The organism is Paenibacillus sp. FSL W7-1088, assembly GCF_037969855.1.
GTDB lineage: Bacteria > Bacillota > Bacilli > Paenibacillales > Paenibacillaceae > Paenibacillus.
Map to the genome: position 1 here is coordinate 6,709,399 of NZ_CP150216.1, position 12,688 is coordinate 6,722,086.

A 12,688-nucleotide genomic window follows, 5' to 3' on the forward strand; every position below is an offset into this window, starting at 1 on the left:
TGATGTTTTGTCTGCCATATGCCGCCCCTCCGTTCCTGTTTTTTTATACAAGGTAGCTTGTGCCAGATCATGCGGAATTATGTGGTCTTTTTTTTCGAATCTTGTTGAACACATTTCTCCTCGGAAAGTGAATTATTAAAGTACAGTAAGCAGTGAGCAATACTATTATGGCTGACCTAGTATGCAAAAAGAGCCCTTAAATAGGGCTCTTTATCTTTCCAGTTTTAAACTTCCGAATGAATTGCCGTCGGTTTCTCCAGCATCAGTTCCTTGTTACATACATCATCAAATTCCTTGCCATGGTCTATAATCAGACAGATGTGATCTGACAACTGATGTTGGATCAATTCCTTGATGCTATTTTTCCCTTCATGATCCATGTGAGAGACTGCTTCGTCAAAAAGCAAGACACTTGCCCCTTTCAATAAGGCTCTCGCAATAGCAATTCTTTGAATTTGCCCTCCCGATAAATTCTTTCCATTTTCTTCAATCATTTTGTTATTCTTCTCCGGGAACGACTCCATAATCCTGTCCAGCCCCGTAATTCGAAGCACTTTTTCATACTCCATTACTTCAATATGTTCTGCTCCATATTTTATATTGTTCTCGATTGTATTATTGAACAAATATATTTTTTGAGAAACTACAGCCACTTTTTTACGAAGAGAACGTCTATCAAGTGTACGGATAGACACACCATTGATCAGAATATCGCCGTTGTTCTCTTTGAGCTGATAAAGCCCCGTAACTAGCCTGAAAACGGTTGTTTTCCCGGAGCCATTCTCCCCTTTAATGAGAAGTTTATCCCCGGAACTAAGACTGAATTTAACGTTATTAATAACATGTTCTTGTTCCTCATTATACCGGAATGACACATTTCGAAATTCAACTTTGTGAATAGAGTCTACTTTGTTCTTATCATCATCATACTCACCGACCTGGTCCAAGAAAATATGCAATCTTTTCAGGCTGGCTAATGCTGGCTGTATCGTCAGAGCAGTTGTTGATATACTTTGAACAGGTGCATACATTTTAGGTAAGTAATTCATAAACACCATATATCCCCCGAGTGTCATCCCACTTGTAATTACATCTCTTCCCCCAAGGATAATTAAGAGTACAGAAGATAGTGTTCCTAACAGGACAATTAGTTCAATACCAACGGAGTAAAGAATAGATTGCTTAATACTTGTATTCACCAAATCCTTAGTAGCCGTATTGATTTTTTTCGTTTCCTTGTCTTCTACTGAAAGATGCTTAACCTCTTCGATTCCCTGGACTGACTGCTGAATCTTTTCATTAAGGATTGAACTCTTCTCTGCAGCGTCTAAAGAAATACGGTGTATGGATAACAGGTATCGGTTAGATATGAAGTAATATACCGGCATCAGCAGACACAGAATTAATGTTAATTTTATGTTGATGTTAATAAGGATAATGAACGTTGCAATCAATTCAAAAAAACTTAGTATGACTTTAAATGTGTTTGCTGAAATGAGGCCACCAATAGCATTAACTTCATTCAGTCTGGATGTCAAATACCCACTTGAATATAACCCAAAAAAGTCCATTGGTGAATTAAGCAGTTTCGAAGATATGTCTGTACGAAGATTCAGAAGAATATTTTGGCTAACATTAGTAAATACCACATTAGATAAATAGTTCAAAGTGCTTTTAACAATATAAATGACGGCTAGAATTAACCCCAAGCGGACGACATAACCAAAATCACTCTGTGAAATCCCCTTGTCAAATATATTTTTTATAAGCAAAGCTGGTATAACAGACAATGCCGAAAGAACAATGAGCAATGAAACAGCTATCATCAGCTTACCTTTAAATTGCTTCATATAGACAAAGAGAACTTTCATATAATCGCCCATCCCAGATACCTCACTTCAGTTCACAAGTTTTAACCCCTGTATTCAAACGCTCACAATAGTACATGCCGTTTAATTTTTCGGATTTAAAGCTATCTAAAGCTCTACAATCAAAACAAGATAAGTTTTTTGGACAATCTGAACAACCTTCAATTTGTGTTTTAGACATTTCCCAGAATGGTTTATGGGATTTGCGGAAAAATATTTCCCATAATAACTCAGAGCGTAAATCCCCCAACTTGAATTGTCTCATCATCATACATGGATAGACCTGTCCTTCGGAGGAAACAAATATTTGTCCATATAGACAGTTATTATATTTTTTTAAGTACGGTACTGACTGAATGTTGATTGGAAATTCTCTACTCAAGGGACTGTACATTTCCTGTAGATATTTCTGTGAATAAAAATCATTAGATGGATATATATATATTTTTTGCAAGTTTTCATTACTATTATTATTAATTCTATTTACAGACTCCTCATTTAATGAGCATACAATTACAGAAGTAGTATAGGGTATCTGTTCTTTTACGATAATCTCCATAGCCCGCTTAACCTTCCCATAGGCTTCTTCATCTCCGGTAACTCTTGTGTATACTTCCGCATCATCTCCAAACAACTGAAGTGCGAGTGAAACGTTATTCCGTTTGATAAAGTGAATCATATCCTGTTCAAGCATTGTAGCGTTTGTAAACAAAGTTATATTAATGCTGTGCATAGTCAGAAATGAGATTACTTTTTGTAGAAGTTCTTTCTCAACAAGAGGTTCTCCTCCTGAAATGAAACACTCCTTAATCCCTAGTTTAATAGCCTGTTTCAGTACATCCCTCCACTTATCAAAACTCATTTTCTGTTCATTCGGCCATTTTTTACAGCCACAAGATCTATACACAATAGTACTTTCGGTACAGAATTTACAGTTAAGGTTGCACTCCCCCGTTAATTCAATAACAATTCGATTCAAATGGAACGGTACCAATTTATCGTATTTCAATGTTGTTACTCGGGTTGTCTTTATTTCTTCCACAAATACTTTCCCTTCAAATATTGATCCCAAATTCTGTTCTAGTAAGTTATGAAGTATATGGTCTTCAGGTAAATCCAAATCGATTGCTCTATCACTTAATAATTCTTCGAATGCCATCATGTCGTTCCCTCTAAAATATGCTTTCTTTCCTGATATGAGATCCGTTAAAGTGTATTGATCCAGTTCCTTTACTATTATAATTTCCGGATTCAATTTAAAGTACATCGACTCACCACCTACTCTCTTATTTCCATGAACAGATTTGGATTAGTCTCCATGATTGAATAATAAGTAGACAAAGAATTTAGAATGCCCTCTCTAAATTTCCTGCAAAAATTTTCTTTAAGTTTAAAGCCATTACCATCTGTTTCCGTTGTAACATAGCACAGATTACATATGTTCTTCAGGTTGCAATTATTACATTCACTGAGGCTTTCAAAAAACTGGTTCATATATTTAGCCTGCATTGAGAAGTCCAATCCTGTATTGACATCTCCAACAGGATAATGCGGATTAATCTTTTCACACATGTGAAACTTCCCATCAGAGTCTACAGCAAGTTTATGAATACCTGGTATACAACCTCCTCGCATGAGATTATCGTTGTAGGCGAGATTCATCATCGGTTCAAATATAATACTTTTCAATATAGTTTTTGAAAAATTTGTTGCCTCAGATTCAAACCTTTCACACTTACTAGCTTCAATCAAGTCTCTAATGAATCGCTCTCTTTCTTTCAGATGACTCTGGTCTGACTGGGATACTCCATTATAGTACTCAGTATTTAAATCACTTACCCTATTAACTCTCTGAATGCGGATATCCATTTCTTTGTTTTTTTCAAAAAAATCGTCCAATTGTTTAAAATGAGTCAAATTGTCAAAAGTAACTAGAATCCCATAAGGAAGTGGTGTATCTCCTTTGTCTAAGTATTCTCTATACATTTTCTCTAATAAATTCAATTTTTTGAAGACCAAATCAAAGGTTCCCTTATTGTTAAGCGTAACTCTATTCCTATCATGATTTTCACGATCACCATCTAAACTAACTGATATTGAAAAATTATTCTCCAACATATAACGTATCTTGGACTCAGTTAGCAAGGAAGCGTTTGTTGTTAACGAGAAGCTAATATTCTTAAAAAATTCCGTATATTTATTTCGCACATATTCAACAGTTCCTTTCATTAATTCCCAATTTAACAGTGGTTCTCCTCCATAGAATCCGAGAGAAATACTTAGATTGGGGTTATTTTGAATACTCTTTAGATTTACATGCATAAAATAATCCACTGCTTTGAAGGCAGTAGAAGAGTCCATAAACTTATTTGAATAGCCTTTTGTAAAAAGGTAATGGTCAGAGTAGATACAATACTTACATCTCAAATTACAGGAATCTGTAACTATAAGACATAAGTGGGCAATTCCCTCTGTCTCCAGTTTGTTTTCAATGTATGCTTTGTCTATGTAAGGCATGTGAAAATCCGTTTGAAACAGATTGTACTTCTTTATTTTAGCCAGCAGGCTTTTGAGGTTATTATGAAGAAAGTACGAATTCTCCACTTGAGATCCACAATCCATTCTTTGCAGAAAATCTTGTTCTTTTTGTTGTAAAGGTATTACAATTCTCGTACTGTTATCAAAACAATAATGAGCACTCTCTGTTTTAAAAAGTAGCGGTTTAGATAGAAATGTAATCATCTATGCTCCTCCTTTAAGACAATCATGAAAAGGAACGCCGGGCCCACAACGTTCCTACGCCTCCATATTACATGCTAAAAAATCTTGCTTCCCCTGCAGCAAAGCCAAACACATCTGCAACCGGCGATACTAGGTCAGCAGCACAAGCTGCTGCACAGGTACCTACACACTTCACTTGACAAAATAATACAGCCACACTTAACACTCCTCTCATTTTATTTAATATAAGTAAATTTAATCAAAGAAATTGCAATTTCTGGTTATAATTTTACAACCAACCATTTACTTGAACTATGATTTTTTTTACATTTTATCAATTATAATCAAATAGAATAAAAAAATGGCCCTAGTGGATTTAAGAGCCATTTTTTTGTTCATTATTTTAGTTAGTCGGCAAAATAATCTTCAGGAACATAGCGAATCTCCGATTCCGCATATATCGTCAATGTTTGGCTTTCTCCATCGTACTGCACCCGGTCTCCCTGAACGTAATACCAATGCTTCACCAAGGGCTGATCTTTACGCTGTACAAAGCGAAACACGTTGAGCTCCTGTCTAAGCTCCATAATGCTATCTACCACCTGTTGTTCCAGACCCGTAACGGTAAAAACAAATCCGGTGCCTTCTTTTTGATAGCGATAGGACATCGAATCTGTTTTGCTGTTCACCAGCCCTCGTCCAGTCACTGCATGCTTAACCATGAACCATTCCTGCTGCGTCATAAAAGTACATCCTCCTTTGATCTTGGAGTTTCATTGCATTTCAGTAATCTAGGGCAGATCGATCAACATATAGAAAGCGTCCTCGCTTGCATCCAGATTCATGGATGTCGTCTGTTCCACACGAGCCGTATCTCCTTCATTTAGCTGATACTCTCCGTTCAAGCCAAGCTTGCCTTCAATAGCAAAAATGTACATGCGGCGATCTTCCGCCTGTTCATATGTTAATGTCTGGCCTGCAGCCAATCGGCCAAGATAGATGGTCATATCCTGTTGAATGGATGCGATACGCGCCCCACCTTCAGGGGATACCACAGGTACCAGTGCTCCCGCAAGCGCGTCTGTATCAAAAGAAGTTGTCTCATAAGAAGGCTCAAGCCCTTTCGTATGTGGCATGAACCAGAGCTGAAGTATACGCACTTCTTCAGAATCGGAGGCATTGTGTTCGGTATGGATCATGCCACTGCCTGCTGACATGCGCTGAATTCCACCAAATGATGTAACAGCCACATTGCCCAGGTTATCTTCATGACGCAGCTTCCCGTTCAGCACGATAGACACAATCTCCATATCACTATGCGGGTGTGCCCCGAAACCACGACCAGGAGCAATTATATCGTCGTTAGCTACCCGCATGGGTCCAAACGCAGTATTCTCCGGGTCCTGATATTCACCAAAGGAAAAGCTGTGATTGCCGCGCAGCCAGCCCCGGTCGAAGCTGGAGCGGGAATCGGATGGAATGACGTTAATCATAAAGGCATCCTCCTATATGTTCTCTTATTTTTTCTTAGTAGCATACTTATTCTCATTGTACCAAATCGATGGGCTAGTCGTCCAAAACAAAATCAAAAAGCCTTTTCCCGGTTCGAACGGTTCACACGAATAATTACGCGTATTCCGAACTCGCGAGAAAAGGCTTGTATGCAGGATTACCTGCTTGAATGAACTTGTTATCCATCCCTATTGGATGATAATAGATATGTTATGCACTAACGTTCTGCCGAGCGTTCCCTTGTCTGGAGAAGAAATGATCCACCGCCAGAAAACGGCTGCCTGTAAAGAGTAGTGTCAATGAACCCGCCAGCAGCAGGTAATCGAATTCGGTACCACTCAAGAACGGCTGTCCCACTTTGGCAGTAAGCAGAACCCCGCCCATCACGACGATGAACAATGCAGCAAATACACGTGTTCCCAATCCCAGAATCATGGCTGCACCACCCACCAGCTCAATGATTGCGACAACCGATGCGAGAAAACCAGGAATGCCGATACTTTCAAAGAAACCAACTGTACCGCTAATTCCACCTTCGAATTTGCTCCAACCATGTAATACAAAGATGAGACCAATCATGATCCTTGAGAAAAACAAGCCAATCTCCACACTTCTATTCATATTCATCTTCCTCCTTGGAGTTTAAGTTCAACGTTACATTTCACCCAATTGACCAAACGAACAAGACAGACAGCAGCAGGATCACTGTGGCAGAAATAAATACCGCATAGCGGGGAAGCGTCAGCGTAACATCCTGTTCCGGGTCTAATAGACGGGAAATCCGCACATTCACCGAAGTATCGGCAAAAGATGATTGTATAGCTGTCTCTCTGATTCTCCAAGGTTCAGGGCAAGCCCGGATCAGTTTGAGCAGTGCACTACCGATGCCCGCAGCGTTCCCTGTACGTTCAATCGCTTCATTGTCAGCCAGAATTTCTCTAATGATACTGTATTGTTTTGAAGTATGCTTCAACACCGGAATATAAGGCATCATGACGGAAAATACCGACAGCAATGTCGTCTTGAGTGGATCACGATGCCACAGATGATGCACCTCATGGTACACAACCGCTCGTTCTTCTTCAGCATCCAGCATCGTGAGCAGGCCTGTGGAAAGCACTATACAGGGTTTCCACAAACCAATCGTAAATGCCACTGGAGACGGCTTGTCCACCACAATGAATCCAGGTTGTCTCAGATGACGGTACCTCGCCTCAAGTTTCCGAGACATGGACCTATCTTCCATTGACCGAAGCTTCCGTACCGCTGCACGTGTCTTGATCATACGATCAAACAGCAGCCAGCCTGTACCAGCAAACGTCAGGAGCACCAGTGCCATAAGAACATGCCCTATGGATAACCAGCCCAGCCTGCTCATCCAGTGATTACATAGCCAGAGCAAGTTAAACGGAATGTCCCAACCGAATATTTTGTACATCGCGTACATGAACATCTGCATGAACACGAATAACGGAATGCCAAACCCGACGGTAAACAACAGCTTCGAGCGGGCCTTCCACATGTCAATCGCTATCCTTTTTCCATTGCTTAATCTTCTGCTCCAGACGCTCAATCAACCCTGCATCTGCTTCATCCAGCGCATCCAGCATGTGATTCACAGCAAGTACCCCGAATTCATCCACCAGCTCATGTGACAATTCCTTGGATTGGTCGTTCATAAATTCCTCCCTGCTCTGCACCGGATGGTACAGTGACGTTCGGCCCTTCTGTGACTTGTGGAGCAGCTCCTTGTCCACGAGACGATTCATCACCGTCATGACTGTATTGAAATTAACGTCTTTATCTTTTTCTAGTGCGGTTTGCACTTCGCGAATGCTGCTGCCTGGGCGCGCCCATAAAATGTCCATGATCTTCGCCTCCAGCGGACCGAAAAACCGGTTCAGCCCACGCTCACCCACTTTAAAATTGTGTATTCTCATGTTCAGACACCCCTCACACTACCCATTGTAGTGCCAACAAACGAGAAGTCAACCTCTATGTCAGCTATTTATTGTAAATGATTTGTAAATATGTTTTCCATTTCAGAATATTATTTGGATGCACAAGGTCTGATTATAAGTAAAAAAATGCCTAAAGACCGGGAGGTCTGCTATTCTGCAGTCCCACCCGGCCTCATTCATAAATCGATTATTCATTTCTGAAATAATGATGAAATCAGTGCTTTATTTATTTACGATCCTGTGATGGCATAAATGCGGAGATGTCCACACCCAGTCCATGGGCCAAACGACCACCGAGCTGTCCATCTGCCTGGAAGAAATGGCACAAGGCACGCAGCTGGGTCTGTTCCGGTACGGCCTTCAGGTCATTGATCAGGTTATCAAGCAAATGCTCCTGCTCAACCGCCGTGAATGAACGGAACAACTCCCCTGACTGCGTATAGTTATCGGTCTTCTCAATTTTCTCACGCGTAACATGACCCTGTAACGGAGCTTGACTGTCGCGATATTCAGGTGCTTCCTCCGGGCTGCTGCCCGAGCTGTTCGGTTCATAGTTTACCGGAGACGGGTCCTGATTCACATTCATGAGGCCATCACGCTGATGATTGCGAACCGGAGCATAAGGGCAGTTCACCGGAATCTGCAAATAGTTCGGTCCAAGCCGGTGGCGCTGTGTATCCGGATAGGAGAACAGACGGCCTTGCAGCAATTTATCCTCAGAAGGCTCAATCCCAGGCACCAGAGCGCTTGGTGAAAAAGCTGCCTGCTCCACTTCTGCGAAGAAGTTCTGTGGATTACGATTCAACGTCATGGTTCCAATCGTCTGGAATGGCAGTACATCTTCCGGCCAAGTCTTGGTTGGGTCGAGCGGATCGAAGGCGAAATCATCCATCTGCTCCGGCTTCAACAGTTGTACCTGCAGCTTCCACTGCGGGTATTGACCGTTTTTGATATGCTCGTGCAAATCCCGGGTGGCATGGTTGAAATCCTGTCCTTGCACCTCAGCCGCCTCTTGACGCGAAAAGCCTCGTACGCCTTGAGCCGATTCCCACTTGTATTTCACATAATGGACTTGCCCCTGAGCATTAATCCATTTGAAGGCGTGTACGCCGAATCCATCCATTTCACGATAACTTGCTGGTGTGCCGAGATCGGAGAACAACCAGGTCATCATATGAGTCGACTCGGGAGATAGTGTCATGAAGTCCCAGTAGCGTGCAGGGTCCTGGATATTCGTATCCGGCGCAGGCTTCAGGGAATGAACCATATCCGGGAACTTTATGGCATCGCGGATGAAAAAGACGGGTAAGTGGTTCCCCACAATATCATAGTTCCCTTCTCGGGTGTAGAACTTCACGGCAAATCCACGTGGATCACGTGCTGTCTCCGGTGAACCTGTACCGTGAATGACGGTCGAGAACCGCACCAGTACATCCGTCTCAGTGCCTGGTTCTTGCAAGAAGTCCGCTGTTGTATAAGCCTTCATGCTCTTCTCCAGTGTAAACACGCCATGTGCACCGGCACCTCTCGCATGAACGACCCGTTCCGGAATACGCTCACGGTCAAAGTGTGCGATCTTCTCAAGCAGATGATAATCCTCAAGTAATGTGGGGCCTCTTCTTCCTGCGGTACGGGAGTTTTGGTTGTCACCTACGGGTGCGCCCTGATTGGTTGTCAAGCGTTCTGTCATATCGTTATCCTCCTTATGTTGGTCTCATGCCTGCTGTATATACTCTATTAAAATCATATTCACCATCGGTTTAAATATACATTTAGACTTGATCTAACTGTTAAAATGATTCTAACATGTCCCACTTGCCTCTTGCATGAGGTTCGTATGAGATTAAGATGAGTTTCTCGCCCGTTTCATGAATGAAACATGAACATCAGCTTGGAGAAAAATGAGCGTTGATCCATTCCAAATGGTTTGATCTACTCTATCTATTGGATATACCCGCATAGGAGTGACATGAACAGCATCATGTGTGCACAAAAAAAAGCGGACTAATCCGCCAGGCGGTAGCCCACTCCTCTTACCGTTACGATATATTGAGGCGAAGCCGCGTTATCGCCAAGTTTTTTGCGCAAGCTTTTGATATGAACATCCACCACATTGCTTCCACCCGTAAAATCAGTCTCCCAAATATCGCTGAGCATCTCCTCACGGGAAATCACTGCACCTTTGGCATCAATCAGCTTCAGCAGCAGATCATACTCTGTCTTGGTCAGGTGAATGCGGTCATTATTCCGGTGCACACTCATCCGCTCACGATCCAGCCATAGATCCTTGAACCCGATGCGTTGGCCTTCCTGTGGAAGAAATCCGCGTTTCGGTGCTGCAGGGCTATTACCAATCATGCGTTGCACACGATACAACGCTTCCTGCGGACGTGCCGGCCAGACCAGTAATTCCTCCTGAAGCATCGGGCCACTGGCACTGCCAATCATCTTCTCCCCCACCAGATACAGACAGGGTGTTGCATGTTCCGCTTCACGATTCAAACGGCTGCTGATGCCCGCAAAAGCATCAATCGTTCCAGCAACAGACAGGTCATAGATCAACAGATCAAATACAAGCCGTTCATGCAAATCAGGCTCCCAGCGGTGGAACACCAGCACATCGAAGCAGCTATCCGTAAGTGCCTTAACCAGCTCATGTACTTGGCCGGGCATCGGACTGATCAGAATGACCCGTCTTGTAACCGGGCAATTATCCACAAGAGGAGTTGGATCTGTCAGGGCAGGCTTGACCCGGAGCGGCAAACGACGACCGGACAGGTTGATTTTTACTTGACCCGTTTGTTTCTGCATTCCGCGCAGACACCTCCAAAGACCACATGAGCGTGATCAATCGCATATCCGGTTTCCTCCGCGACTTGCTTCATCCATTGCGGAGGAACTTCCGTCATGACTTCATCCACCTTGCCGCATACTTCACACATAATATGTTGATGTTCGTCCATGCGGGCGTCATAACGACTGGCTGTCTCGCCCAACTTGAGCTCTCGAATCAATTCTTTATCTGTCAAATATCGGAGCGAATTATATACTGTACCATAAGCCAAATTATAACCTTGCTCCACCAGACGGTTCATCACTTCTGCTGCCGTTGGATGGTCTTCCGAATGACGGACTACATCATAAACAGCTTGACGCTGTATCGTCAGATTTAGAGTTCTCACCAGCAATTCTCCTTTATTTACCCATTCAATAGTATATAAGATGACACAGCAATCTGCTGATTGCTATGATTCCCGGAAATATCAAAATCAATTTTGATTTAGATTAAGTATAAATCTCATTGTATAATGAAGTCAATATCCGACTATTTTATTCATGAATAGCGATAACCAAGGCTCTTCTCCGTATCCACCTCTCCCATTTGGGATAATATGGTTCGCTACTAGACTGCTTTTCAGCTAAAATATAGTAATGTGCGCTAAAGGGGGGATGCTGGTTGCTAAGCACGTTTTTTGTCAATCTCTGTGTTATGATCACGTTCATGTATGTGTCCGGAATCGTAGCCAAATTCTATCGTATCCGTGTTCCCTTTCCCTCAATGCGTATTCAGATGATTGGTGGTCTGCTGTTCGGGATCTATGGAACTGTACTGATGAACTATTCCTTTCCTTTGAATGAAACGACCATTGTGGATTTGCGTCATTTGGCTATCGTCACAGCAGCCGTATATTTAGGAGGACTAGCTTCTGTCATCTCGGGGCTCGTCATTTCCATCCTGCGTATTGTCATGTTTGGAATGTCCTCTGCTGCCATCGATGCAGCATTTGTCATGACAATCATCGGATTGTCCGGTGTATATTTTGCCTATGCTCCCTGGTCCCGATTAACCAAGATTATTACCATGAACCTGCTGGGTATGACGCTGATCTTTGTGATCCTGATGCTGAATACAACCAGCATGAACTCATTAATGAAAGTATATCCGTTACAGATGACCATTTCTTTTGTCGGTGGAATCTTTATTTATTTCATCGCAGAATTCATTAATAAATCCAATGAGATGTTGTTCCTGCTCGAACGAAAAGCAACCACAGACCATCTTACCAACCTCAGTAATCGCAGGCAATTTGAGAAATCACTTGAGCTTGAACTGGAACGGGCACGTGAGTACAAGCAAAAACTATCGCTATTGGTCATCGACATTGACCGGTTCAAAAAAGTAAATGATACCTTCGGTCATACTTCAGGTGATGCGGTCCTGAAACAGCTCGGACAATTGCTCATTGAGCATTCCCGTTCGGCGGATATCGTCTCTCGAAACGGAGGCGAGGAATTCGCTATACTATTGCTCGATTGTGGTCATCATCAGGCCTTGGCCATTGCCGAGTCAATCAGACAATCGGTTGAGAAATACCATTTCGCTCTGCCTGATGGCAATACAATCCGGCTGACCATCTCGATCGGAGTCGCTGTTTTTCCAGATCACTGTGACGACCGGGATGATAACGATTTCTTTGAACAGGCAGACCGTGCATTATATGAAGCCAAGAATACAGGACGGAACCGGGTATGTGCCATTCCGCTGCGTTCCAGGTCACTCTCCGGCAGCCAAAGCCCATTCTAATCTCAAACCCAAAAAGGGATGTTCCCGCAGCCTATTAGGTT

The 12,688-nt window shown here is 42.6% G+C and carries 13 protein-coding genes; 1 reads left to right on the plus strand and 12 read right to left on the minus strand.

All coding sequences use genetic code 11. From position 1 onward, the window contains the following. Positions 1–224: 224 nt before the first annotated feature. The 12 genes from MKY42_RS30265 to MKY42_RS30320 all read right to left on the minus strand — a co-directional run bounded on the left by MKY42_RS30265 (position 225) and on the right by MKY42_RS30320 (position 11,244). Positions 225–1,850 carry an ABC transporter ATP-binding protein gene (locus tag MKY42_RS30265; protein ID WP_339847003.1) on the minus strand — a complete coding sequence of 542 codons (1,626 nt, stop codon included), beginning with the start codon at positions 1,848–1,850 and terminating at the stop codon, positions 225–227. A gap of 43 nt (positions 1,851–1,893) precedes the next feature. Continuing rightward, on the minus strand, positions 1,894–3,135 hold the full coding sequence (locus MKY42_RS30270; protein ID WP_090903412.1) for a radical SAM protein: 1,242 nt from the start codon (positions 3,133–3,135) through the stop codon (positions 1,894–1,896). 11 nt (positions 3,136–3,146) lie between these two features. Continuing rightward, complete coding sequence (locus tag MKY42_RS30275; protein WP_090903411.1) at positions 3,147–4,610, minus strand: radical SAM protein; 1,464 nt, start codon at positions 4,608–4,610, stop codon at positions 3,147–3,149. Positions 4,611–4,677: 67 nt separating this feature from the next. After that, positions 4,678–4,824 carry a huazacin family RiPP peptide gene (locus tag MKY42_RS30280; protein WP_177185831.1) on the minus strand — a complete coding sequence of 49 codons (147 nt, stop codon included), beginning with the start codon at positions 4,822–4,824 and terminating at the stop codon, positions 4,678–4,680. Positions 4,825–4,996: 172 nt separating this feature from the next. Next, complete coding sequence (locus tag MKY42_RS30285) at positions 4,997–5,332, minus strand: hypothetical protein (RefSeq protein ID WP_090903410.1); 336 nt, start codon at positions 5,330–5,332, stop codon at positions 4,997–4,999. Positions 5,333–5,380: 48 nt separating this feature from the next. Continuing rightward, positions 5,381–6,082: a pirin family protein gene (locus MKY42_RS30290; RefSeq protein WP_090903409.1), complete on the minus strand. Its 702-nt coding sequence runs from the start codon at positions 6,080–6,082 to the stop codon at positions 5,381–5,383. A gap of 229 nt (positions 6,083–6,311) precedes the next feature. Next, positions 6,312–6,722: a DoxX family protein gene (locus tag MKY42_RS30295; protein WP_090903408.1), complete on the minus strand. Its 411-nt coding sequence runs from the start codon at positions 6,720–6,722 to the stop codon at positions 6,312–6,314. A gap of 40 nt (positions 6,723–6,762) precedes the next feature. After that, positions 6,763–7,623: a M56 family metallopeptidase gene (locus MKY42_RS30300; protein ID WP_339847015.1), complete on the minus strand. Its 861-nt coding sequence runs from the start codon at positions 7,621–7,623 to the stop codon at positions 6,763–6,765. A gap of 1 nt (position 7,624) precedes the next feature. Continuing rightward, positions 7,625–8,041 (minus strand): BlaI/MecI/CopY family transcriptional regulator, encoded by a 417-nt coding sequence (locus MKY42_RS30305; protein ID WP_076287498.1) that lies wholly within the window; start codon positions 8,039–8,041, stop codon positions 7,625–7,627. Between the two features lie 247 nt (positions 8,042–8,288). After that, positions 8,289–9,752 (minus strand): catalase, encoded by a 1,464-nt coding sequence (locus MKY42_RS30310; RefSeq protein ID WP_090903406.1) that lies wholly within the window; start codon positions 9,750–9,752, stop codon positions 8,289–8,291. Positions 9,753–10,066: 314 nt separating this feature from the next. Continuing rightward, complete coding sequence (locus tag MKY42_RS30315; RefSeq protein WP_090903405.1) at positions 10,067–10,873, minus strand: winged-helix domain-containing protein; 807 nt, start codon at positions 10,871–10,873, stop codon at positions 10,067–10,069. Beyond that, the gene (locus MKY42_RS30320; protein WP_076287495.1) at positions 10,849–11,244 is read right to left on the minus strand and encodes a transcriptional repressor; all 396 of its coding nucleotides are present in this window, start codon (positions 11,242–11,244) and stop codon (positions 10,849–10,851) included. Before MKY42_RS30320 ends, MKY42_RS30315 begins: the two co-directional genes overlap by 25 nt. A 275-nt stretch (positions 11,245–11,519) precedes the next feature. Here MKY42_RS30320 and MKY42_RS30325 point away from each other — a divergent pair, with 275 nt between their 5' ends. Next, the gene (locus MKY42_RS30325) at positions 11,520–12,647 is read left to right on the plus strand and encodes a diguanylate cyclase (RefSeq protein WP_090903404.1); all 1,128 of its coding nucleotides are present in this window, start codon (positions 11,520–11,522) and stop codon (positions 12,645–12,647) included. The last annotated feature ends 41 nt before the right edge of the window (positions 12,648–12,688 follow it).